This window comes from Bacillus sp. FSL W8-0519 (assembly GCF_038005585.1).
Classification (GTDB): domain Bacteria; phylum Bacillota; class Bacilli; order Bacillales; family Bacillaceae_G; genus Bacillus_A; species Bacillus_A paranthracis.
The window spans coordinates 3,807,660-3,832,120 of the sequence record NZ_JBBOTL010000001.1 but is presented as its reverse complement, the minus strand read 5'-3'; the positions used below and the strand labels follow the sequence as shown (position 1 = coordinate 3,832,120).

The 24,461-nt window shown below is 34.5% G+C and carries 27 protein-coding genes; 19 read left to right on the top strand and 8 right to left on the bottom strand.

The window, feature by feature from the left end; translation table 11 throughout:
• Nucleotides 1-486 precede the first annotated feature (486 nt).
• Nucleotides 487-1,149, top strand: a complete 663-nt coding sequence (locus tag NST14_RS19925) for a YkyA family protein (protein ID WP_000922491.1) — start codon at nt 487-489, stop codon at nt 1,147-1,149.
• Nucleotides 1,150-1,180: 31 nt separating this feature from the next.
• Here the strand turns inward: NST14_RS19925 and NST14_RS19920 are convergent, their stop codons facing one another.
• Complete coding sequence (locus tag NST14_RS19920) at nt 1,181-1,639, bottom strand: YkyB family protein (RefSeq protein ID WP_000804868.1); 459 nt, start codon at nt 1,637-1,639, stop codon at nt 1,181-1,183.
• A 178-nt stretch (nt 1,640-1,817) separates the two neighbouring features.
• Here NST14_RS19920 and ppx point away from each other — a divergent pair, with 178 nt between their 5' ends.
• Nucleotides 1,818-3,356 carry an exopolyphosphatase gene (ppx, locus tag NST14_RS19915; RefSeq protein WP_000658870.1) on the top strand — a complete coding sequence of 513 codons (1,539 nt, stop codon included), beginning with the start codon at nt 1,818-1,820 and terminating at the stop codon, nt 3,354-3,356.
• Nucleotides 3,357-3,464: 108 nt separating this feature from the next.
• The gene (locus NST14_RS19910; protein WP_000423563.1) at nt 3,465-5,573 is read left to right on the top strand and encodes a polyphosphate kinase; all 2,109 of its coding nucleotides are present in this window, start codon (nt 3,465-3,467) and stop codon (nt 5,571-5,573) included.
• A 173-nt stretch (nt 5,574-5,746) separates the two neighbouring features.
• Here NST14_RS19910 and NST14_RS19905 read toward each other — a convergent pair whose 3' ends face one another.
• On the bottom strand, nt 5,747-5,983 hold the full coding sequence (locus NST14_RS19905) for a hypothetical protein (protein WP_000283743.1): 237 nt from the start codon (nt 5,981-5,983) through the stop codon (nt 5,747-5,749).
• Nucleotides 5,984-6,080: 97 nt separating this feature from the next.
• On the bottom strand, nt 6,081-6,938 hold the full coding sequence (locus tag NST14_RS19900; RefSeq protein WP_000724508.1) for a metallophosphoesterase: 858 nt from the start codon (nt 6,936-6,938) through the stop codon (nt 6,081-6,083).
• A gap of 244 nt (nt 6,939-7,182) precedes the next feature.
• Here NST14_RS19900 and fadH point away from each other — a divergent pair, with 244 nt between their 5' ends.
• From fadH to NST14_RS19885, 3 genes are all read left to right on the top strand, one after another.
• The gene (gene fadH, locus NST14_RS19895) at nt 7,183-7,947 is read left to right on the top strand and encodes a 2,4-dienoyl-CoA reductase (protein ID WP_000660909.1); all 765 of its coding nucleotides are present in this window, start codon (nt 7,183-7,185) and stop codon (nt 7,945-7,947) included.
• A gap of 225 nt (nt 7,948-8,172) precedes the next feature.
• Nucleotides 8,173-9,390, top strand: coding sequence for an EAL domain-containing protein (locus NST14_RS19890; RefSeq protein ID WP_000564304.1), 1,218 nt, complete (start codon nt 8,173-8,175; stop codon nt 9,388-9,390).
• Nucleotides 9,391-9,572: 182 nt separating this feature from the next.
• Nucleotides 9,573-10,061, top strand: a complete 489-nt coding sequence (locus NST14_RS19885) for a DUF3993 domain-containing protein (protein WP_001233820.1) — start codon at nt 9,573-9,575, stop codon at nt 10,059-10,061.
• 109 nt (nt 10,062-10,170) lie between these two features.
• Here the strand turns inward: NST14_RS19885 and NST14_RS19880 are convergent, their stop codons facing one another.
• A complete protein-coding gene (locus NST14_RS19880; RefSeq protein ID WP_000717880.1) occupies nt 10,171-10,407 on the bottom strand; it encodes a glutaredoxin family protein in 237 nt (78 codons plus the stop codon).
• A gap of 235 nt (nt 10,408-10,642) precedes the next feature.
• On the opposite strand from NST14_RS19880, the gene NST14_RS19875 reads away from it, so the two are divergent.
• The 10 genes from NST14_RS19875 (at nt 10,643) to NST14_RS19830 (ending at nt 17,617) form a co-directional block, all read left to right on the top strand.
• Entirely contained in the window at nt 10,643-10,879 is a 237-nt protein-coding gene (locus NST14_RS19875; RefSeq protein WP_000055151.1) for a YkuJ family protein, read from the top strand.
• A gap of 211 nt (nt 10,880-11,090) precedes the next feature.
• The gene (locus tag NST14_RS19870; RefSeq protein WP_000440537.1) at nt 11,091-11,240 is read left to right on the top strand and encodes a hypothetical protein; all 150 of its coding nucleotides are present in this window, start codon (nt 11,091-11,093) and stop codon (nt 11,238-11,240) included.
• A 74-nt stretch (nt 11,241-11,314) separates the two neighbouring features.
• The gene (locus NST14_RS19865) at nt 11,315-11,833 is read left to right on the top strand and encodes a ribonuclease H-like YkuK family protein (RefSeq protein WP_000896651.1); all 519 of its coding nucleotides are present in this window, start codon (nt 11,315-11,317) and stop codon (nt 11,831-11,833) included.
• Between the two features lie 107 nt (nt 11,834-11,940).
• Nucleotides 11,941-12,132, top strand: coding sequence for an antirepressor AbbA (gene abbA, locus NST14_RS19860; RefSeq protein ID WP_000817794.1), 192 nt, complete (start codon nt 11,941-11,943; stop codon nt 12,130-12,132).
• Between the two features lie 170 nt (nt 12,133-12,302).
• A complete protein-coding gene (gene cbpB / locus NST14_RS19855; RefSeq protein WP_000623568.1) occupies nt 12,303-12,746 on the top strand; it encodes a cyclic-di-AMP-binding protein CbpB in 444 nt (147 codons plus the stop codon).
• A gap of 142 nt (nt 12,747-12,888) precedes the next feature.
• Nucleotides 12,889-13,773: a LysR family transcriptional regulator gene (locus NST14_RS19850; protein ID WP_001984809.1), complete on the top strand. Its 885-nt coding sequence runs from the start codon at nt 12,889-12,891 to the stop codon at nt 13,771-13,773.
• A gap of 71 nt (nt 13,774-13,844) precedes the next feature.
• On the top strand, nt 13,845-14,567 hold the full coding sequence (gene dapD, locus NST14_RS19845) for a 2,3,4,5-tetrahydropyridine-2,6-dicarboxylate N-acetyltransferase (protein WP_000783248.1): 723 nt from the start codon (nt 13,845-13,847) through the stop codon (nt 14,565-14,567).
• A 61-nt stretch (nt 14,568-14,628) separates the two neighbouring features.
• Nucleotides 14,629-15,759, top strand: a complete 1,131-nt coding sequence (locus tag NST14_RS19840) for an N-acetyldiaminopimelate deacetylase (RefSeq protein ID WP_000301165.1) — start codon at nt 14,629-14,631, stop codon at nt 15,757-15,759.
• 241 nt (nt 15,760-16,000) lie between these two features.
• On the top strand, nt 16,001-16,867 hold the full coding sequence (locus tag NST14_RS19835; protein WP_001167329.1) for a hypothetical protein: 867 nt from the start codon (nt 16,001-16,003) through the stop codon (nt 16,865-16,867).
• An 84-nt stretch (nt 16,868-16,951) separates the two neighbouring features.
• On the top strand, nt 16,952-17,617 hold the full coding sequence (locus tag NST14_RS19830) for a potassium channel family protein (protein ID WP_000504032.1): 666 nt from the start codon (nt 16,952-16,954) through the stop codon (nt 17,615-17,617).
• A gap of 38 nt (nt 17,618-17,655) precedes the next feature.
• Here the strand turns inward: NST14_RS19830 and rnjA are convergent, their stop codons facing one another.
• Together rnjA and NST14_RS19820 are read right to left on the bottom strand one after the other, a co-directional pair.
• Nucleotides 17,656-19,323, bottom strand: coding sequence for a ribonuclease J1 (gene rnjA / locus NST14_RS19825; protein WP_000670368.1), 1,668 nt, complete (start codon nt 19,321-19,323; stop codon nt 17,656-17,658).
• Nucleotides 19,324-19,327: 4 nt separating this feature from the next.
• The gene (locus NST14_RS19820; protein ID WP_000576444.1) at nt 19,328-19,540 is read right to left on the bottom strand and encodes a DNA-dependent RNA polymerase subunit epsilon; all 213 of its coding nucleotides are present in this window, start codon (nt 19,538-19,540) and stop codon (nt 19,328-19,330) included.
• Between the two features lie 547 nt (nt 19,541-20,087).
• On the opposite strand from NST14_RS19820, the gene NST14_RS19815 reads away from it, so the two are divergent.
• Nucleotides 20,088-20,861 (top strand): Cof-type HAD-IIB family hydrolase, encoded by a 774-nt coding sequence (locus NST14_RS19815; protein WP_000998288.1) that lies wholly within the window; start codon nt 20,088-20,090, stop codon nt 20,859-20,861.
• Nucleotides 20,862-20,921: 60 nt separating this feature from the next.
• Here NST14_RS19815 and def read toward each other — a convergent pair whose 3' ends face one another.
• On the bottom strand, nt 20,922-21,476 hold the full coding sequence (def, locus tag NST14_RS19810; protein WP_000957059.1) for a peptide deformylase: 555 nt from the start codon (nt 21,474-21,476) through the stop codon (nt 20,922-20,924).
• 146 nt (nt 21,477-21,622) lie between these two features.
• Entirely contained in the window at nt 21,623-21,769 is a 147-nt protein-coding gene (locus NST14_RS19805; RefSeq protein WP_000274562.1) for a YjcZ family sporulation protein, read from the bottom strand.
• 513 nt (nt 21,770-22,282) lie between these two features.
• On the opposite strand from NST14_RS19805, the gene pdhA reads away from it, so the two are divergent.
• Together pdhA and pdhB are read left to right on the top strand one after the other, a co-directional pair.
• Nucleotides 22,283-23,398: a pyruvate dehydrogenase E1 component subunit alpha gene (gene pdhA / locus NST14_RS19800; RefSeq protein ID WP_000536893.1), complete on the top strand. Its 1,116-nt coding sequence runs from the start codon at nt 22,283-22,285 to the stop codon at nt 23,396-23,398.
• A gap of 3 nt (nt 23,399-23,401) precedes the next feature.
• Nucleotides 23,402-24,379 carry a pyruvate dehydrogenase complex E1 component subunit beta gene (gene pdhB / locus NST14_RS19795; protein WP_000068166.1) on the top strand — a complete coding sequence of 326 codons (978 nt, stop codon included), beginning with the start codon at nt 23,402-23,404 and terminating at the stop codon, nt 24,377-24,379.
• Nucleotides 24,380-24,461: the final 82 nt, after the last annotated feature.

Genomic DNA, 24,461 nt, shown 5'->3' with positions numbered 1-24,461 from the left:
CAATGTGTTTCATTTTAAAAGTGTAGAGGAAAGTATACTCTACACTTTTCCTTTTTAGGGAATGGCAAGAATAATTGTAAGTTGTTGCAAGATAGCATTTATACTGTGTAAAATGAACGAAGAGATTATTTGATAGAAAGCGGGAAAGGGAATGATAGAATGATAGACGTGTGAGAACAACGAACATCTTTTATCAGGTGAATGATTACTGTTGTTCTTCAAATTATTATGGTTGTGATGAATTCCGTTGTACTTTTGTGTAATACATAATATCAATAGGTTTTAAAAAGTGCCAAGTAAAAGATGGATATGGAACTGCTATTTAGTTCAAAAACGGAAAATGTAATTTCAAGTAATACAATTTGTACAAGCATTATAAACAATATGAATGATTTTCGTGAAAAAGGTGCGAGTGTGGAGTTTATAGAAGGTTATATAATTTCATAGCTTTTTACACGATGATCGTATATAAGTAGGAGGAAAAAGATGTTGAAATATAGTAAATTAGCAATTGTAACTGCATTATCAATGACTTTACTAGCGGGTTGTTTCGGGCCGAAACCAGAAGAGGAATTATATGTTGCATTTGAAAATGCTGCAAAGCAAGAAAAAACAATGTTTGAAGATGCAAAAAAACTTGAAACTTTAGAGAAAGAGGGACAAGAATTATATAACCAGATTGTTCAAGAAGGAAAAGATAATAATCAAACTGTTAAGGAAAAACTAAACCAAGCAGTGAAAAATACAGATGAACGAGAAAAAGTGCTTAAAAAAGAAAAAGAATCTTTAAATAAGGCACAAGAAGAAGTGAAATCGGCAGATAAATATGTGAAGAAAATTGAAGATAAGAAATTGAAAGATCAAGCGGATAAAGTGAAAAGCACATATGAGAAACGACATGATTCATTTAACAAAATGTATGATAGCTATAATAAATCGTTAAAACAAGAAAAAGAATTATATACAATGTTACAAGATAAAGGTACGAAATTAAAAGATATTAGTGAAAAAGTAAAAGTAGTAAATCAGTCTTATAAAGATATTGAATCAGAAAAAGACAAGTTTAATGAATTTACGAAGTCTTATAATACAGAAAAAATTGCTTTTTATAAACAAGCAAATATTAAAATTAAAGAAGAGAAAAAATAAAACAGTTTGGCCTACAATTGGCCAAACTGTTTTATTTTTTTGTATAGGTACGACTATACCATGGGACAGGTTCACTTAATTTCTTTTCTTGTTTTAGCGCTTCAGGACCAATATAATCTTGAAGTGTTTTTTTTGCTACTGTTAAAGATAAGGTTGTTTTCGGATTTCGATAGGAGGATTCAAGATGACCGAGATGTGGTAGGATTCGAAAATCTTCTTTTGTAGGAGGAATATGGAAAAAGTAATCACCTAAACGTATAAGAACATCAGATTGTTGTTGGCTAAAACGTGGATTTCTAGAGAAATGTAATCCTTCTTTAATAGCTTTTTTTTCAGTAATTAAGCGTTCTAAAGCTGTCTTTTTTAACCAGTATAAATACTTCGGATTAGTTGCAGCTTTAGCATGACGATTCACAACGAAAATAGATTGAGCTAGTCGATTAATAGAATGTTGGTTTTGTAATTGAGATTGTGGTTGTGAAGGTTTCATATTAAATCTCCTTTCAATTTTTCATTATTATACCATAAGTAAAAAGCGATTTTTATTATATGCAAAAAGTGATTGTATATATTTTCAATATTAAAGCAATATTGTTACAAAAAACAACTATTTTGTATAATAGTAATAGAATGTGTTTTAGAAATTTGATAATGAAAGAGTGAGAAGTTTGAAAGAAATATTAAAACAGCAATATGCCATTATAGATATTGGATCTAATACAATGCGTTTAGTTATTTATGAAAAGCAAAACGGAGGTTTTTATAAAGAGATTGAAAATACGAAAGTGGTTGCAAGGTTAAGGAATTACTTAGTCGATGGTGTGTTGATTGAAGAAGGAATAGAGGTATTGTTACAAACATTATTTCAATTTCAAGAAAGTACACGATTCCATCAGTTGCGCCATGTACTTTGTGTTGCAACAGCAACAATTAGGCAGGCTGAGAATCAAGAGGAAATTAAAAAACTTGTTGAAGGACAAACAGACTTTACTCTTAGAGTATTATCAGAATATGAAGAAGCACGTTACGGCTATTTAGCAGTTATGAATTCAACTTCGTTCTCTGAAGGAATTACAGTAGATATTGGTGGAGGAAGTACGGAAGTTACATACTTTCGAAATAGAGAGATTTTAGAGTATCATAGCTTTCCTTTTGGAGCACTTTCTTTAAAGCAACAATTTATTAAAGGGGACATACCTACTGAAGAAGAGTTGGAAAAGCTTCAAACGTACTTAGAATATCAATTTCGAACATTACCATGGTTAATTGATAAGAAATTACCCCTTATTGCAATTGGTGGTAGTGCGAGGAACTTAGTGAAAATTCATCAAAATTTAATTTGTTATCCTATAGCAGGAGTACATTTATACAAGATGAAAGAAGAAGATATTAAAAATGTGAAAGAAGAATTGGAAGGCTTGTCGTTCATAGAACTTCAAAAATTGGAAGGATTGGCAAAAGATCGAGCGGATACAATTGTTCCCGCAGTCGAAGTATTTCATACGCTTGTTAATGTTATAGAGGCACCAGCATTTGTATTAAGTAGAAAAGGATTAAGAGAAGGTGTTTTCTATGAAGAGTTGACAAAAGATTTGGGGATTTCATATTATCCGAACGTGGTCGAAGAAAGTTTGTATTTATTATCACATGAATATGAAATGGACATGGAATTTGTAATACAGCTTATTAAACATGGAAGATTGATTTGTCAACAACTTGAACAAACAGGGCTGATTTCTATGTCAGTAAAAGACTGGGAAGTATTCCATCAAGCAGCGAAAGTATTTAATATAGGCAAATATATAGACGAAGAAGCGAGCCGCTTACATACGTTTTATTTATTAGCGAATAAAACAATTGATGGTATGATGCACAAAGAGCGAGTAAGATTAGCGCTTATTGCGTCTTATAAATCAAAAATGTTATTCAAACAACATTTGTCACCATTTGAAGGATGGTTTGATAAAAATGAACAAAAGAAAATTCGCCTTTTAGGGGCTGTTTTACAATTTTCAGCAGCTTTAAATATAAGACAAAGATCGCTTGTTGAATCAATATCTATAACAGAAAGTAAAGAAGGATTAACATTTGAAATTGTATGTGAACAATCGGCGTTAGCGGAAAAAGTGCAAGCTGAAAAGCAGAAGAAACAGCTAGAAAGAGTATTGAAAACAAATATTAACTTATTATTTAAATTAAAGCATTGAGTTGTACGGATGTCTTTACAAAAAATTTACACTTTATAATATTGTAATTTGCTAAAATGAAAGTAACTAAATTATAGTAAAAAAGTTTCAAGGGGAAGTGTGAAGAGAATGGAATTATCGAAGGGGAATATAGTAAATTTAAATGATACAGCTTATTACAACAATCGAGAGTTAAGTTGGTTAGCATTTAATGAACGTGTACTACAAGAAGCACAAGATGAAACGAATCCACTCTTAGAAAGATTAAAGTTTATTAGCATTTTTAGCTCAAATTTAGATGAATTCTTTATGGTACGCGTGGCAGGATTGAAGGATCAAGTGAGTGCTGGTTTTAACCAACCAGAAAATAAGGCCGGCTTAACACCAAAAAAGCAACTAAATAAAATTGCGATAAAAGCACATGAATTAATGACCGTACAGTATGGTACGTTTAAAAATTATGTGTTGCCAGCGCTGGAGTTAGAGGGGATTGAGCGTTTAACATTCCATGATTTGACGAAAGAACAGAGAGAATTTATAGAAGAGTATTTTGATGAACAAATTTTCCCAGTCTTAACACCTGTGGCTATCGATGCATATCGTCCATTTCCGATGTTATTAAATAAAAGTTTAAATTTAGCTACTCTTTTATATGATGAGAAACAAGTGGAAGAAGAAAACCGCACGAAGTTAGGAATTGTACAAGTTCCTTCACTACTGGAACGTTTCATATTTTTACCGAGTGAAGGACAAAAGCATAAATTTATTTTATTAGAAGACGTAATTAGTAGTTTTACTCATAAATTATTTACAGGATATAAAGTATCATCTGTTACTCGTTTCCGTATTACACGCAATGCGGATTTAACAATTCACGAAGAAGGTGCGAGAGATTTATTAAAAGTAATTGAAAAAGAATTAAAAAAGCGTAAGTGGGGAGCTGCTGTACGTTTAGAAGTTGGCAAAGAACACATTGATGAAAGAGTATTAGCGTTATTATATGAAGTGTTGGAAGTAAAAGATGAAGATGTGTATATAATGGATGGACCGTTAGATTTAACATGTCTATTTTCTTTATATAAAAAACTAGCGCCTTTATATGAACATTTAGTATATCCGGCTCTTATTCCACAACGACCTCAAGATTTAGGGGATGCGGAAGATGTATTTGAAAAAGCAATTGAGCATGATATTTTATTACATCATCCGTTTGAATCGTTTCAGCCAGTAGTTGATTTTGTTCGTGATGCAGCAGACGACCCGAATGTACTTGCGATCAAACAAACATTATATCGAGTAAGTGGTGATTCTCCAATTATTCAGGCGCTAAAGGTAGCGGCTGAAAAAGGGAAACAAGTGACGGTATTAGTTGAGTTAAAGGCAAGGTTTGATGAAGAAAATAATGTGCATTGGGCTAAAGAATTAGAACAGGCGGGTTGTCATGTTATTTACGGTGTAAGTCATTTGAAAACACATAGTAAAATTACGCTAGTTGTAAGAAGAAAAAACGGAAAAATTGAAAGGTTCGTACATCTTGGAACCGGAAATTACAATGATGCAACCGCAAAGCTATATACTGATTTTGGCTATATTACATCACGAAAAGACTTTGGGGTCGATGCAACAAATTTCTTTAATTATTTGAGTGGTTATACAACAAAGCCGCATTTTCATCATTTATCGGTTGCACCATTTGATATAAGAGAGCAATTTATCGATTTAATAGATGAAGAAATTCGTTATCATAGACAATATGGAAATGGATATATCATTGCTAAAATGAATTCATTAACTGATAAACCACTTATTAAAAAAATGTATGAAGCATCACAAGCTGGAGTAAAGGTAGAGCTCATCGTTCGAGGAACATGCTGCCTACGACCTGGTATTCCAAATGTAAGTGAAAATATTCGGGTAGTTAGTGTTGTCGGGAGATATTTAGAACATAGCCGTATTTATTATTTCCATCATAATGGAGAAGAGAAAATATATTTATCTTCAGCTGACTGGATGACAAGAAATATGGAGAAACGTGTAGAAATATCTTTCCCGATATTAGATATTGAAATGAAGGCACGAATTAAGGCGATTTTACAGCTTACTTTAGCTGATAATGTGAAAACACGTGAACAAAATAAAGACGGTGACTATTATTATGTTATTAATAATGGGGCAGAAGAGATTGATAGCCAAGTGAAGTTATTTAAGATGGCGTATCAAAACACAGATGCCGAATAATGAGAACAAAGTAAAAACCTCTTTTTAAAAAGAGGTTTTTACTTTGTTCTCTACTTATTGTATGTTCTCAAAATAGAAGCATGCGTAGAGAGAATAGTTTTTATTGTAAGCATGTTAATGGATTATGAATCGGTTAAGAGAGGGAATAACATTGGTAGAATTGTTGCGGTACATTAATAATAGTATGGCTGTTGACAAGGTCCACCATAACAAGGGTAAGGTGCTGGCGGTGGAAAAGGTGGTGGATATGGTGGGTAATATGGTCTAGGACCGAAAGCTAATGCCCCGCCAAGCAGTCCACCAGCAATACCAGCTAGAAATGGAACTCCAAAAAATGGAAAGAAGCGTGAGTCGCCTACTGGACCAATAGGTGCTGAACGGACTGGGATTGGTTGATAATATGGATACATGAACAAACCTCCTTTATTGGACTCACTTTTATCATATGGTAAATGAAACGTGGATGAGCGCGTACAAGAAAGGATATGTAAGAAAATAGGCGAATGATTACGAATGTTGGAGCGTGAAAATCGTAATTTCAGGTTTTGACATAAATCGGAAGGGGACACGAGTTCTTCCGAGGCCTCGGTTGACATAGAGAGCTAAATCTTGGATCGTATAGAAACCTTCTACATAGTTTTTAGCAAGTGCTGGGGTAATAATAGCGCCCAAAAAAGGAATTTGTACTTGTCCGCCATGACTATGACCAGAAAGCTGTAAGTTAACTGGATAGTTAGCGATTTGCGGTGCAATATCTGGTTCGTGAACAAGAACAATGTTATAAGTGTTTTTCCGAGCGCGCTGTAGTGTCTCCTTTATTTTTGGTTTGCCTAATAGTATATCATCAAGACCGAAAATGGAAATCTCACTATTATCCAGCAGACGGATTTTCTTTTCGCTATTTAGTAATAGTTCAAATCCAGATTCACGCATGATGTGTTCGTAGTACTCCGTTCCATATCCGCCGTGATCATGGTTACCATAAATAGAAAATTTACCGAAGGGAGCTTGTATATTTTTTAAAATGGATGCAACGAAAGGAGTGTCAGTATATGTTTGATAATTATCAATGAGATCGCCAGTAAAAAGAACAATGTCGGGTTTTACAGCATTAATTTTAGAAACGATTTTAGATAAATGGTGGAGAGAGAAATAGTATCCGAGATGTAAATCGCTGAATTGAAGAATCTTCATACCATGAAAACTTTTTGGTATGAGTTGTGATTTCAGTGTATGTTCTGTAAAAGAGAGTAGATGAGGCTCAATATATTTAGCGTAATAGTATCCGATGCTAGTCGTTATAAATGAATATAGACAAGTTCGCATTCCAGTTTTTAAAAAATCTCTTCTTGTAATTTTCTTCATAAAAATATGAGTATACCTATTTGACTTATATCATATATGTTCGCTCTATTTACAGGTTACTCAAACCTCCTTTTCAGTTTATTTGAAATATATTTTAAATAATAAAAAAGTAGTATTGATTACGAAAAAACGAATGAAAAGAAATCTCTTTACGTTAAAATATCAGAAAAGTTTAAAAATATAAAGATTTCTATTAAATAAAATGATAAAATGAATGTGTATTCATTTTTTGGAGGGGATATATATGAAAGAAAAAGTAGTTATTATAACAGGTGGATCGAGTGGAATGGGAAAAGGAATGGCGACTCGTTTTGCAAAAGAAGGGGCACGAGTTGTTATTACAGGACGTACAAAGGAAAAACTAGAGGAAACAAAATTGGAAATTGAACAATTTCCAGGACAAATATTACCGGTACAAATGGATGTAAGAAATACGGATGATATTCAGAAAATGATTGAACAGATTGATGAGAAGTTTGGACGAATTGATATTTTAATAAATAATGCAGCTGGAAACTTTATTTGTCCAGCAGAAGATTTATCCGTGAACGGCTGGAATTCGGTTATTAATATTGTGTTAAACGGTACATTTTACTGTAGCCAGGCTGTCGGAAAATATTGGATTGAAAAAGGTATAAAAGGAAATATCATTAACATGGTAGCAACATATGCGTGGGATGCAGGTCCGGGAGTTATTCATTCGGCTGCAGCGAAGGCTGGAGTATTAGCAATGACGAAAACACTCGCTGTTGAGTGGGGACGTAAATATGGAATCCGAGTTAACGCTATTGCGCCAGGACCAATTGAACGTACGGGCGGTGCTGATAAATTATGGATTTCAGAAGAAATGGCTAAGCGTACGATACAAAGTGTTCCGCTTGGAAGACTGGGTACGCCAGAAGAAATTGCAGGTCTAGCTTATTATTTATGTTCAGATGAAGCTGCGTACATAAATGGAACGTGCATGACAATGGATGGAGGACAACATTTACATCAATATCCATTTTAAAAGGGATAAGAAAAATGTGACGGAATTGTGACATATGAAAGAAAAGTGTTTACAAGAGGTCATATATACGTTATATTTAAGACCTCTTTTTTCTTCATAGTAGAATTGCTAATTCCCCTTAGCATTTTACCCCTCTAATCCCTTCAGGAAAACTGAAGGGATTTTTTATTATTTTTCCGTAAATATCATGTTATAATTTTTGAAAAGTAAAGGGAGGGAAGCACGTTGATAGATGCATTAGATGTAATGAGTAACTTGGATAAAGTCCTTCCTTATTATCAAGCAATTTTTAGTGCTGATGAACATACTGTAATTGGATATGAAGTAGTAGGGCGTATTCAAACAGAAGAGGGCATACAAAGTTTAGCTTCTTTCTTTCATGATGACTCTATTCCAAGTGAGTTTCAACTAGAAGCGGATAACATTATAGTAGAAAAAGCTTTAAATCGTTATTTAGAAAGTGATCAAAAACTATTATTATTTATACATCGAAATGCTAACGTATTAATGAACGATGATGATGAAAGTTTGCTTCAACTTTTATTGATGTATGAAAAACAAGGTTTAAATTTGAAAAACATTGTTTTAGAGATTACAGAACATGAATGTAAAGAAGATATAGAGCAATTTAATCATTTGCTTATGTATTATCGTACATATGGTATTCAAATTTCGATTAATAAAGTCGGAACAGGTACAAGTAATTTAGAACGTATTAGCGTGTTAGCACCTGATATTTTAAAAGTAGATTTAACAAATTTAAGGCAAACTGCACTTTTACAATCTTATCAAGATATTTTATATTCTTTATCATTACTTGCTAGAAGAATTGGTGCGACATTGTTATATGAAGAAATAGATGCTTTTTATCAATTACAATATGCATGGAAAAACGGTGGTAGGTACTATCAAGGGAATTATTTGAAAGAATGCTTACCTGATTTTATTGAAACGAACGTTTTGAAAGAACGACTTGGTAATGAGTGTCATCAATTTATTCAACATGAGAAGAAAAAACTACAAAAGATTTATAATTTAACAGAAATGTTACGTGATCGAATTGGCGATGTTTTAGCCAAACAGAAAAAGAATGAAGATATAAATGATTGGTTATTACAATTTAGCCAAAGTGTATCACAATGTAGTTTTCGTATATTTATTTGTAACGAAGATGGTTTCCAACAATCAGGAAACGTTATGAAAAAAGATGGGGAATGGATTGTGATGCCTGAGTATTATATGAAGAACTGGAGTTGGCGCCCGTATTTTCTAGAGAATATTATGAAAATGCGTTTTGAGAATAAGGCAAGACTTTCAGATTTATATGCTGATATTGAAACCGGTGAGATGGTACGAACATTTTCTTTCCCGATTGATGATGAAAACTTTTTATTTATAGATTTATCGTATGAATATTTATATGAAGAAGATGTTTTATTTTAATGCACGAAGAGATTCGTGCATTTTTTGTTTGTTTTTATCATAAATTGGTAATAGTGAAAATGGTGCCGAAAATGCTGTCTATCGTTGTAAAGATTTTACGAACGAAACCAGCCCTTTCTTTGCATAATCATTGTTACAATGAATACTACAAAGACAAGTTTTCTTAAAAGGAAGGTGAAAAAATGAGAAAATATGGAATATGGTTAGTTCTATTTGTATGCGTTGCCTTTCTAGTTGGTTATAGTGTTACAACTGTTTTAGGAAAAGAGGAAGTGAAAGTCGATCGGAAAGAAGTGTTTGTAACGATACAAAAAGGCTATGAAAGCCAATTTTCAATTCGTGGGAAGCGTTTGCCGATGAATAAGATGATAGAAACGTTATCACCATATTTTACAGAGAATTTCCTTCAAGTATTTACAGATGAAAATAGTAGAAGTGATAAACAAAGTGGTGAATATTTACTTCCAGCAAAAGAAGCGCCATTTTCTTTTAATTCAGAAACGAAAATGTCATATGATGAAGAGCATAAAATTTTATATGTTTATGAGCGGGCGAAAAGTGGACAATATCAAATTGTAACATTGCAAAGAGATCAAGGGAAGTGGAAATTGGCTGGATATCATGAAAGTCAAGAACTTTTAACTGAAATAAAAAGGTTACAACAATTATAAAGTGAAACTTTAATCAGGGGCATATCCCGTTTAATATGAACTTGCCACAATCGGATGCATACTTCCAAAATATATCGGGATAAAAATAGGAATAGGTCTTTACCTATTCCTATTCTATATTCAGAAGTTGTTGTAATTTTTCAATTTGAAAACCAGCAACAACTTCTCCATCAATTACAACCGTCGGAGTTGAATAAGAATCATAGTCATATAAAAGACGATTGCGAGCAGCGGCGTCTTTTTTTACGTCAAACTCTTCGTATACAACGTTATTATGCTTTAAAAATTCTTTCACAATAACACATGGCGGACAATCAGGTTGTGTGTAAACCTCAATTTTTTTCATTGCAATTCCTCCTTTTTACTGTTTTTTTATTATATTCTTCCAGTATAAAAATCGCAATAAAGAAGGGAAAAGATGTTCTTTCTGTTTTTTTCCTTCGTATTTCGACAAATTTTTAGTTGAGTTTCTGGCCAATAACCTTTATCCTAGAGTGTGGAACATTTTTTCTGTTATGACGGATAGAATGAGTATAGCTGTAAAACCTATTGGTAGGAAGATCAGAGAAAGGAGAGATTTCATGTCTCTACTCCAAGGAATTTTAACTCGACTTGTTAGTCTACAAGAACAAGCTGAAAGCGGTGAAGTAGCACAACGCTATTTTGAAGTGAACGGTGAGCGCAAATGTAGCGTGAAATTTTTCGATAAAAGTGAAATGTATGAGTTAGAAGTGTATCAACAAGGTGAAAAACCTCAAGTGTATCAATTCGATAATATCGACATGGTTGCAATTGAGATTTACGATATCATTTCTTGATACATATAAAAAAGGTGTTGCCATGGGGCAACACCTTTTTTAGTTCTATTACTTTTAGTATATATGTATAAGGATTTTTCATTTTTCCTACAATGGTAATAAAGTGAAAGTGTAATTAGTAGGGTTCCTTCATCCTATACAGCTTATTATCCATCACCAATTGAGGACGGATAGTAAATAGCGGGATGAAAATAGTGAGGAGGTGTGTTATATGGAACGTTTACCAGTTGTGATTTGTCCTAATTGTCACAATTCTGCTGAGATTATTCATGTACTAACGGCTCAATCGAATCAAAACGTAATTTATACGTGCCAAGTTTGCCATTATGTAATTCGGAATATTGAAACGAATAAAGGGTAGGGAGTTATAATTTTTGTTTTTGTCCCATACAATGAGAATACGAAAAGTCTGTCTAATTGAAAGGACGTGACTATGTGGCCGGTGAACATAAATTTTATAATGTTTCAGAGAGACATTTAAATTTTGATATGGTCTTTACCCGTATTTGTAACTTTATTGAAAAGGATCCGCGAAATTTATATCGTTTATCCATTGGGACAGACTCACAAGCACATCAAAAGGATACGAGGTTTATTACGGCAATTCATATTCATCGCGTTGGAAAAGGAGCCTGGGGGTGTTTACACCATCAATCAGTAAAAGATAAGCCAGAAACTTTACGTGAGAAAATATATTTAGAGACGCAGTTTAGTCAAGAAATTGCATGCCTATTTACTCCAAATCATATACAAACAATATGGGATTTATTGCATCCATATGCTCAAGATGGGGCTGGTTTTATAATGGAGATTCACTTAGATATCGGAAATGATGGTTTAACAAAAGAATTTATTCTAGATATGACAGCGAAAATTCAAGCGATGGGATTAACTGCAAAAATTAAGCCAGATGCTTATGCGGCGTTTAGTTATGCGAATCGATATACGAAATAAAAACAATTTATATATTTCTTTCACTAAAAACTGAATATTACATCTATTAAATAGGCTGAAAATTTTATATAATAATGGTAACGATGCGAGTATAAGGAGAGGGGTATATGAAAAGGGAATTTGTTTTAACGGAAGAAGAGGAAAGTTTGTTACTAGATATTTTATTTCAGCAAAATTATGCGAGTGAAATTTTAGCTGTGGAACTTACAGATATCGAGAATGGTTTAAAAAAGACAGACGTGATGCAATATAAAAAAATCACAAGGTTATTTTACAGATTAAAAAATAAAGGGTATTAAGCGCTACCGGAATGGTAGTCTTTTTTTTGTGTTATATGCTAAAATAGCTGTGTAATTTTGTTTTTTACTGAAAGAATGTAAGGACAAAATAATAATATGAAAACGCTGTCATAAAATGTGAATAGAGCCGGTGATTATAAGCAGGAAAAAGGGAAAATGGGGGATGTAATATGATTAGTATTCCAAAAGACGAGTTTCAACAAATTTTTGTAAAAGATTTAATGATTTCATCAGAAAAAGTAGCACACGTTCAAATAGGGAATGGTTTAGAGCATGCTTTACTCGTACTTGTGAAATCTGGATATTCGGCGATACCTGTTTTGGACCCGATGTACAAATTGCACGGGTTAATTAGTACTGCTATGATTTTAGACGGTATGTTAGGGCTAGAACGCATTGAGTTTGAAAGACTTGAAGAGATGAAAGTAGAGCAAGTAATGAAGAAAGATATTCCGGTTCTTAAGTTAGAAGATTCGTTTGCAAAAGCATTAGAAATGACTATTGATCATCCATTTATTTGCGCTGTCAATGAAGATGGGTATTTTGAGGGGATTTTAACACGTCGAGCGATTTTAAAATTGTTGAATAAAAAAGTAAGGCAACATAATCGATAATGTGAGAAAAGTGACTTCATAGAACCGAAGAAGTCACTTTTTTTTCGTGCATATCAGTTGTGTATGTATTATATTTAAAAAGATAAAAAATATAAGCGTATGTAGTTAAATTACGGATGAAAAGCTTATTGAGATAAGGTGTATGGAAGCTAAGGAAAGAGGGAGAAAGTTGCAAATTGATGATTTTCAAATGATGGTTGTGTTAGCACAGGAATCAAATATGAGAAAAGCGGCGGAACGTTTATTTGTTTCACAACCTGCGCTTAGTCAACGATTACAATCTATGGAGAAACAATGGGGAATGAAGTTTTTTATTCGCTCGCAAAAAGGATTGACAATTACACCTGAAGGGGAAAAAGTTGCAAATTACGCAAAAGAAATGCTACAAAGGGAAGAGGATATTAAAAGTGAACTAGCTGTTTTTAGAACAGAAACTCACGGGACGTTAAAAATTGCTGTCGCATCAGTTATTGGTCAATATTGGCTTCCTCCTGTTTTGAAGAAGTTTGTACATAAATATCCTTCTGTAAAAATATCGCTGTTTACTGGCTGGAGTAGTGAAGTGCAAAAGCAATTTTATGAAGGAGACGTGCATGTTGCTATATTGAGAGGAACACAAGAATATAAAGGCCAGAAGCAACAATTATTTGAAGATGAACTTTATTTAGTGGATAAAGAAATAAAAGATATTTCGATGTTAAAAGAAACAAATAGACCATTTATTCAATTTAAAAGTGATTCGACTTATTATGGACAAATACAAAATTGGTGGTATGGTTTATTTTCTAATCCACCTAAGAGAACGATTGTCGTTGATCAAATTGAGACTTGCAAACAACTCGTTTTAAATGGTATAGGTTATGCTCTTTTACCTTCTACTGTTCTAAAAGAAGTACAGGAAAATATGTATAAAACACCTGTCCAATTAACGAGAGAAACATGGTTGTTGACGAGTGAATCAGCTAGACAATTGAAGCAAGTACAAGCATTTTTAGAAATTATAGAAGAAATTCAAATGGAAAAATAGGATTATTATCTTGCTACTCGCCCTATCGTTTGGTAGAGTAACATTATAAATGGATTTAGGAGGCAACAAGAATGAAAATGATGGACGCTAACGAAATTATTTCGTTTATTCAAAAAAGTGAAAAGAAAACTCCTGTAAAGGTATACATAAAAGGGGATTTAAAAGAAGTAACATTCCCTGAAACGGTACAAGCATTTGTAAATAAAAAGTCTGGTGTATTATTTGGAGAATGGTCTGAAATTAAGACAATTCTAGATGAAAATAGCAAGTACATTGTTGATTACGTTGTTGAAAATGACCGTCGTAATTCTGCAATTCCAATGCTTGATTTAAAAGGTATTAAAGCTCGTATTGAGCCAGGTGCGATTATTCGTGACCACGTTGAAATCGGCGACAACGCTGTTATTATGATGAATGCAACAATTAATATCGGTGCTGTAATTGGTGAAGGGTCTATGATCGACATGAACGCGGTACTTGGTGGACGTGCAACTGTTGGTAAGAACTGTCACGTAGGTGCAGGCGCAGTACTTGCAGGTGTTATTGAGCCACCTTCAGCAAAACCAGTTATCGTTGAAGACGATGTTGTTATTGGTGCTAACGTAGTTGTGTTAGAGGGAGTTACAGTAGGTAAAGGTGCAGTTGTAGCAGCAGGAGCTGTTGTAACAGAAGATGTACCTCCATATACAGTTGTAGCAGGTACTCCAGCACGTGTAATTAAAGAGATTGATGAGAAGACAAAAGCAAAAACTGAAATTAAACAAGAACTTCGTCAATTAAACCCAGAGAAATAAAAACAAAAAAGCGTAAGAGCATAAACAGGCTCTTACGCTTTTTATAGATAGAGGTGCAAAAATGGCAGTAAGCAAATTCGTTCAAATTCGTAGAGACTTACACAAAATACCGGAAATTGGATTTAAAGAGTGGAAAACACAACAGTATATTTTAGATTACATAGGAACGCTTTCGAATGAACATGTGGAAGTGAAAGTATGGAGAACGGGTGTCATTGTTAAAGTAAAGGGAAAAAATCCAGAAAAAGTTATAGGTTATCGCGCAGATATAGACGGTTTACCAATTACAGAGGAAACTGGATATGAGTTCGCTTCTGTTCATGAAGGAATGATGCATGCATGTGGACATGACTTACATACGACAATCGGTTTAGGCCTTCTAACAGCAGCTGTAACAGAAAGAATAGATGATGACCTTGTATTTCTATTCCAACCAGCTGAAGAAGGGCCTGGAGGGGCTCTTCCTATGTTAGAGAGTGAAGAGTTAAAAGAATGGAAGCCAAATATTATTCTCGGCCTTCATATTGCACCTGAATACCCTGTAGGGACAATTGCTACAAAAGAGGGGCTATTATTTGCAAATACATCAGAGTTATATGTTGATTTAAAGGGGAAAGGTGGACATGCAGCTTATCCTCATACTGCAAATGATATGATTGTCGCAGCTAGTCACCTTGTTACACAGCTTCAGTCTGTTATTAGTCGTAATGTAAACCCACTTGATAGTGCAGTAATTACAATCGGAAAAATAACAGGCGGTACAGTTCAAAATATCATAGCAGAAAAGTCTCGATTAGAGGGAACGATCCGAACGTTATCAGTGGAATCGATGAGCCGTGTTAAAAGTAGGATTGAGGCAATTGTTGCAGGTATAGAAGCTTCCTTCCAATGTGAAGCCGTTATTGACTACGGAGCGATGTATCATCAAGTATACAATCATGAAGCATTAACGAGAGAGTTTATGCAATTTGTAAGTGAACAAACTGATATGAAAGTAATTACATGTACTGAGGCAATGACAGGTGAAGATTTTGGTTATATGCTTCAAGAGATTCCTGGATTTATGTTTTGGCTTGGGGTAAATTCAGAATATGGTTTACATCACGCAAAATTAAAGCCAGATGAAGAGGCTATTGAGAAAGCTATCGTATTTTTAGATCAATATGTAAAATGGAAGGGAACTAGAAAGTAAATTTGCTCGCCAACTTGGTGGGTATTCGTTAGTTCCAAGGTGAAAACATCTTTCATATTTGTTTTGAGTACACATCGGCATACAAATGGATAAAATAATGAGCAGTGGTTTTGAGCCGCTGCTCATTATTCATTATCGCTTATTGAGAAGATGATTAGTTAACTAGCTTATATATGTTTACAATTCGTGTGGAAAGTGTGTAAAATCAAGGTGAAACGTAGAAAAAAGGGTGGGGAATTACGTGCAGATTAGCAGTGCGATTTTATGTTTTGTTTTATATACATATGTTATTATTGCGGCGGTTTATTTTGGGATAAGTTTTTATGCCTACCGTTTAGCGAATAATAATGAATATGAAGAGACATACAACTGGGTGAAAAGGTATTTATCACCTGTACTAGAAATTATGAATGGGTTCGTTCTTTTTTTATTTATTGGATTAATTGCTTTTTCAACGAGCTTAGTAGGAAATAAGACTACATTATTTGTACTAGGTATCATTATTTTTATGCTATTAGGAATTCGTATTGGTAATACGGTATTTTGGAATGAGAGAAAAGTAGATGGTTGGACGGGAATGCTAATACCGTGTATGCTAGCTGCTATCGTGACGAATATAGAACATGAATATTATCAGTTGCATTTTTGGCTCATAATTGTTTTAACAATTCTCTCTGTGTTGTATATAAGTACTGTCGTGCTAACATACATTGCAAATGAAAAGGGAGATGTAAAAGGTACGCATTTCTTTAGAGGGCGTGCATTGTTATGGAGTGTGCCAACGATGGCGGTTATAGCAATTATTGCGATATTAGTAAATGGGTATCAATTTACGAATTGGCAACTGTTTTTAGAAAATTGGTGGATTTTTATTCTTTCGTTTATCGCTTTTTTAGGTGCAACGCATTATTTATTTCATCAACACCATTATATATTGGCATTGCTATTCGCATTCACACAACTATTATTTGCTTTCTTCGGACAAGAAACGTTATTATTCGTTTTTGAAACGTTTAGTTCATTTGGAAACATATTTGTATTTGGTATGTTAATTTTCAGTATCGCATTTTATTTACAACAGTATTTTTATATGCAAAAACAAAAATAAAGAATGATATACAGGTTTTTGTAGCAAATCTAAAGTATGTTACAATAAAAATACATAGTATTCGATGTTATTGGAGGAATTCCTGTGGGTGAAAAAGAGAAAGAATTTGCTGTCATTGGGCTTGGGCGTTTTGGTGGAAGTATTTGTCGAGAACTTGCTCAATTAGGTATGGAAGTAATGGCAATTGACTCAGATGAGGATAAAATTAATGAGTTTGCAAATATAGCTTCACATGCTGTAATTGCAGATTCAACAGATGAGATGGTATTAAAAAGTCTTGGTATTCGTAATTTTGATCATGTAGTCGTTGCGATTGGGGACAATTTGAATTCAAGTATTTTAACAACGTTAATTCTGAAAGAGTTAGGTGTAAAAAATATTACTGTAAAAGCTCAAAATGATTACCATGAAAAAGTATTAAGTAAAATAGGAGCAGATCACATTGTGCACCCAGAGCGTGATATGGGAAAAAGGATTGCTAATAATATTGCATCAAGTAATGTATTAGACTATCTTGAGCTTTCAGATGAGCATAGTATTGTAGAGATTATTGCAAATAAAAAAATCGATGGTCATTCTTTAATCGAATTAGATATTCGTGCGAAGTTTGGATTGAATATTGTAGCGATTAAACGTGGTAAAGAAGTTATTGTATCTCCTCGAGCTACGGAAAACATTCAAGCGGGAGATATATTAATTGTAATTGGTCATGACGATGAAGTAGATCGTTTCAAGCACTTTTTAAGATAAGAGAAAAGGACAATACCATAAAGGTATTGTCCTTTTTCTTATATCTCCATAATGATTGGTAAAATCATTGGGCGACGTTTCGTTTTCTCATATAGGAATGGTGCTAATGTATCTGTAATTTCATTTTTAATTTCAGACCATTGCGTTGTTTTACGTTCCATTACTTTTTCTAAATGAGTTGTAATTAATGTTTGAGCATCATTAATTAAATCACTACTTTCGCGCATATAAACGAAACCACGTGAGATAATATCAGGCCCTGCTGCAACTTTAAATTCTTTCATATCAATGCTTACAACGACAATAACAAGTCCTTCTTCAGAAAGGATACGACGATCGCGTAATACGATATTACCGATATCTCCAATACCATTTCCGTCAATATAAACAGATCCAGATGGTATTTTACCAGCTACACTTGCTTCATCTGAACGTAAGGCAAGAACATCACCATTATCCATAATGAAACAGTTTTCTTCTGGAATACCACAATCATTTGCTAATTTCATATGCATACGTTGCATACGATATTCACCATGAATTGGCATGAAATACTTCGGTTTAATTAGACGAAGCATTAGTTTTTGTTCTTCTTGTCCACCGTGTCCACTCGTGTGAATGTTTGACAGTTTTCCGTGGATTACATCAGCACCAGCACGGTACAACATATTAATTGTACGGCTTACACTAATTGTATTACCAGGGATTGGTGAAGAAGAGAACACAACTGTGTCGCCAGGAATAATTTGAATTTGACGATGGGTACCATTAGCAATACGTGAAAGTGCTGCCATTGGCTCCCCTTGACTACCTGTACATAAAATAACAACTTTATTAGCCGGTAGACGATTTAATTGAGATGCATCTATGAATGTATCTTTCGGACAGCGAATATAACCGAGGTTTTGTCCGATTTCAATCGCTGCCTCCATACTTCGGCCAAATACAGCCACTTTACGATTGTTTTCAACAGCCGCTTCAACGACTTGTTGCAAGCGATGGATATTTGATGCAAAGGTTGCGAAGATAATACGACCTTCTACTTTGCGGAAAATATCTTGAATACTATCACCAACACGGCGCTCAGACATTGTAAAGTTTGGAACTTCACTGTTTGTACTGTCAGATAAGAGACAAAGTACACCGTCTTTTCCGATTTCAGCCATTTTTGTTAAGTCCGCTGGTTCACCAACCGGTGTGAAGTCAAATTTGAAATCTCCAGTATGAACCACTTGTCCTTGAGGTGTTTTCACAACAACTCCGTATGAATCTGGGATACTGTGAGTTGTACGGAAGAAGGAAACAGATGTCTTTTTAAATTTAATAACATCATCTTCTTGAATTTCATAAAGCTTTGCTTTACGAAGTAATCCGTGCTCTTCTAATTTGTTTTTGATTAGTGCAATTGCTAATTTTCCGCCATAAATCGGAATGTTCACTTGACGTAATAAGTAAGGAATTCCACCGATATGATCTTCGTGACCATGTGTAATGAATAGCCCTTTAATTTTATCTTCGTTTCGCACAAAATAAGTGTAATCTGGTATTACATAATCGATTCCGAGGAGTTCGTCTTCTGGAAACTTAATTCCAGCGTCAATTATAATAATTTCATCTTGAAATTGAACAGCATATGTATTTTTACCGATTTCACCAAGACCACCTAAAGCAAAAACGGCTGCTTGATCATTCTTTAGAAATTTCATATGACTATACGATTTCCGCTAATGTTAAATCAGCGTTTTCTTTTTCATATTCAAGATGATTGCCAGTCACAGACTGAACGAATTCGATATTATATGCGAACTTATTTAATTTTGTACGAACATCCTTCTCAGACGTAGCCTCTAAATATAAAACTTTTGTATTTTCACGTACTGGAACCTCAGTCATTTTTTCTTGATAAAATACTTTAAAAATCATTTGGAAAACCTCTCCTTGTCTATGTTTTGCATTATCTGTTACTTATTATAAAGCAAACAGTCACGATTTTCATGTTTTTTCGAATGAGAATGAAGAAAAAGCCCGAAATGGGCATAATTTAAGCGATCGTCTTTTTACGGACTAGATCTTTTAAATAACGCTTCAGCTTTTTCTTCAGCTTCTTCAGCATGATTACTCCTTCCTTTCCTTATTTTAAACATGCATATTACTAGTGAAAACGCCGTCTCTGATATAAGAAAGAGGACAAAAGTGAATGTTGAATCTTGTCTTTTCTCATACAGAGAAAGTTATTCTATAGTAACGATTAGTAGCCGTTAGTTATAGCTATAGTATGAGAAAGAATAGAAAAGAAAATTCATACGAACAAGTATCCACATTTTTTACTAATATATATATGCAGGTTTCATAAATAAGGTCAGAAAGTGAACGCTTTCTTCACAGATGTTTAATATGTTATACTTTTTTTTAGTATTTGAAAAGCGATAATCAAAATAGGAATATAGAGTAACAGAAAGGATTTTGACAAATGAATGATAAAATTGTCTTTTTTGATATTGATGGAACATTATTAGATCATGATAAGAAGATTCCGCAATCTACGCGAGACGCAGTAAGGCAGTTACAAGAAAAAGGCGTGCATGTAGCAATTGCGACAGGACGTGCGCCATTTATGTTCGAAGATATTCGTAAGGAACTTAATATCCACAATTATGTTAGCTTTAATGGACAGTACGTTGTATTTGAAGATGAGGTAGTATTTAATAACCCATTACATCCAGCTGCTCTACATAAGTTTACTCAGTTTGCAAAACAAGAAGGATATCCACTTGTATATCTTGATCATCAAGAAATGAGAGCATCAGTGGAATATCATGATTATGTGAAAGAAGGGTTTGGCAGTTTACATTTTGAGCATCCGGCATATGAACCTGATTTTTATGAGAAGCGTAATATTTATCAAACACTTCTTTTCTGTGAAGTAAATGAAGAAGAAAAGTTTATAAATCAGTACCCAGACTTTCATTTTATTCGCTGGCATGCGTATTCAATGGATATTATTCCAAATGGTGGTTCTAAGGCAAAAGGGATTGAGAAATTCATTGAAAAGCTAGGATTTAACCGTGAACAAGTGTATGCATTTGGGGATGGCTTAAATGATTTAGAAATGATTGAAGCAGTTGGGACAGGTATTGTGATGGGGAATGGTCATGAAGACTTGAAAAAACTTGCAAATCATGTGACAAAGGATGTTAGTGAAGACGGTATATATCATGGTTTAAAATGGGCTGGATTGCTATAAGTGAATATGGAATCTATTTCATATAGTAAAAAGGCGGAAGAGTATATTCCGCCTTTTTTACTATCGCTCTAGAGGTTTTGAATCGTCAGGAGCGGCAAATGGATTTTCTTTATTAATGTGATCATAGAACATAACACCATTTAAATGGTCAATTTCATGTTGAAATACAATTGCTGGTAACCCTTTTAAACGTAACTTTACTTCTTCGCCGTTAATAGAAGTTGCTTTCACTGTAATTCTTGTATAACGAGGGACATAACCAGGTACTTCACGGTCTACTGATAGACAGCCTTCACCACTTTGTAAATATGTACGTTCAACAGAATGGCTAATGATTTTTGGATTAAATAATGCATGACTATATAACGTACCGTCCGTATCTGTTACATGAACCGCAATCATTCTTTTTGAAATACCGATTTGCGGAGCCGCTAATCCGATTCCAGGGCGTAAACTATATTTTTCAGCCATTTCAGGATCTTGGCTATTTATTACAAATTCAATCATTTCCTTAAGAGTATTTGTATCTTCTTCGCTCGCTGGTAGTACTACCTCTTCTGCAACGTTTCGCAAAATAGGATCTCCTTCGCGAATTACATCTTTCATTGTAAGCATATGTAATCTCTCCTTTCCTTTTTAGTCTACCAAAGGAGATGGAAAAAGTCATCGGCAAGTAAGGGGAAGATAGATCGGTTATGTAGGAATAAAAAGAAAGAGACGGCAGAGCCGTCTCTTTCTTTCCATAGTTGTTTCATTTTACATTAGCGAATGCAAGCAGCACCAACGATAATTAAAAGAATAAACAACACAACGATTAAGGCGAAGCCGCGTCCAGACCCGCCACAAGAACCGCCATAACCGTAGGAAGGATATGAACAAGTTGGATAGCAATATGAATATCCGTACATGAGATGACCTCCTTTATCATTTCCCGCTAATACTGCGGTTACTATAATGTATGGAGGGAAGAGTAGAAATGTATGGGTAATTACCTATAAAAGGAAGAAGAGTTTGTATATTTTTGCTAAGAAGAGAGAAAAACTAAAGGGAATTAAATCGTTTACATATTATTCTAAGAGAAAAAACAAGTTAAAAAGGGAATAATATAACAGTAGGTTAATGCTTACTAATACAGATGTGAAAAATAAAAACACGTTTGTGTAGGAGAAACCTGCAGATTATTTATAAAAAAACGTATTCAAAGTAATTGACATCGTAATTAGAATAGTTGTAAACTAAAAAACGTGATCAAGATTGTATTAATATGTTTCTGAAAAAACATTAGTACAGATTGTTAGGTACACAAAATTATTCTCAACCGACAAATAAATTTGTTGGTTTACATTGTTGCGGTTTCCATCTAGCTAATAGATAGTGAAAGCGTTTCAGAATATGGTTCAAGAGAGGAAGAGGTGAACGGAATGGGTACTAAAACAAAAAAGACCCTATTTAATGTTGATGAGCAAATGAAAGCTATCGCAGCTCAATTTGAAACATTACAAATTTTAAATGAAAAAGGCGAAGTTGTGAATGAAGCAGCTATGCCTGAATTATCTGATGATCAATTAAAAGAATTAATGCGCCGTATGGTGTATACTCGCGTACTAGATCAACGTTCTATTTCTTTAAACCGTCAAGGACGTTTAGGTTTCTACGCACCAACAGCTGGACAAGAGGCTTCTCAATTAGCAAGTCATTTCGCACTTGAAGCAGAAGATTTCATCTTACCAGGATATCGTGATGTGCCACAATTAGTATGGCACGGTTTACCATTATACCAAGCATTCTTATTCTCTCGTGGACATTTCATGGGTAACCAAATGCCTGAGAACGTAAATGCACTTGCTCCACAAATCATCATCGGTGCGCAAATCATCCAAACTGCTGGTGTTGCGTTAGGTATGAAATTACGTGGTAAAAAATCTGTTGCAATTACTTACACTGGTGACGGTGGTGCTTCACAAGGTGACTTCTACGAAGGTATGAACTTTGCGGGTGCATTCAAAGCTCCAGCAATCTTCGTTGTACAAAACAACCGTTATGCAATCTCTACTCCAGTAGAAAAGCAATCTGCAGCTAAAACTGTAGCACAAAAAGCAGTAGCAGCAGGTATTTACGGAATTCAAGTAGACGGTATGGATCCATTAGCTGTATACGCAGCAACTGCTTTCGCTCGTGAGCGTGCAGTAAATGGTGAAGGTCCTACTTTAATCGAGACTTTAACATTCCGTTACGGTCCACATACAATGGCTGGTGATGACCCAACTCGTTACCGTACAAAAGATATCGAGAACGAATGGGAACAAAAAGATCCAATCGTACGCTTCCGTGCATTCTTAGAAAACAAAGGCCTATGGTCTCAAGAAGTTGAAGAGAAAGTAATCGAAGAAGCAAAAGAAGATATCAAACAAGCAATTGCTAAGGCTGACCAAGCTCCAAAACAAAAAGTTACTGATTTAATGGAAATCATGTACGAAAAAATGCCTTACAACTTAGCTGAACAATATGAAATTTACAAAGAAAAGGAGTCGAAGTAAGCCATGGCTCAAATGACAATGATTCAAGCAATCACTGATGCTTTACGCGTTGAAATGAAAAATGACCCTAACGTACTTGTGTTTGGTGAAGACGTTGGTGTAAACGGCGGTGTATTCCGTGCTACTGAAGGTTTACAAGCTGAATTCGGTGAAGACCGTGTAATGGATACTCCACTTGCAGAGTCTGGTATTGGTGGACTTGCAGTTGGACTTGCACTTGAAGGATTCCGTCCAGTTCCAGAAATCCAATTCTTCGGTTTCGTTTATGAAGTAATGGATTCAATTTCTGGTCAATTAGCTCGTATGCGTTACCGTTCTGGTGGACGTTGGACTGCTCCAGTAACAGTTCGTTCTCCATTCGGTGGTGGTGTTCATACTCCTGAACTACATGCTGATAGCTTAGAAGGTTTAGTGGCTCAACAACCTGGTCTAAAAGTTGTTATTCCATCTACTCCATACGATGCAAAAGGTCTTTTAATCTCTGCGATTCGTGACAACGATCCAGTTATCTACTTAGAGCATATGAAATTGTACCGTTCATTCCGTCAAGATGTACCAGAAGGTGAATACACAATTGATTTAGGCAAAGCTGACATCAAACGTGAAGGTACAGATGTATCTGTTATCGCTTACGGTGCTATGGTTCACGCTGCATTAAAAGCTGCTGAAGAACTTGAAAAAGAAGGTATCTCTTTAGAAGTTGTTGACTTACGTACAGTTCAACCATTAGATATCGAAACAATCATCGCTTCTGTTGAAAAAACAGGCCGCGTAGTTGTAGTTCAAGAAGCTCAAAAACAAGCTGGTATTGCAGCTAACGTTGTAGCGGAAATTAACGACCGTGCAATTTTAAACTTAGAAGCTCCAGTTGTACGTGTTGCAGCTGCTGATACAGTATTCCCATTCTCTCAAGCTGAGAGCGTATGGTTACCAAACCATAAAGATATTGTTGAAGCTGTTAACAAAGTAATGAACTTCTAATTTTTACTTATTCATGTGCAAAAGAAATCAGCACATGCTGATTTCTTTTGCCATATTCCATAATAAAGAAATGAATCAGGGG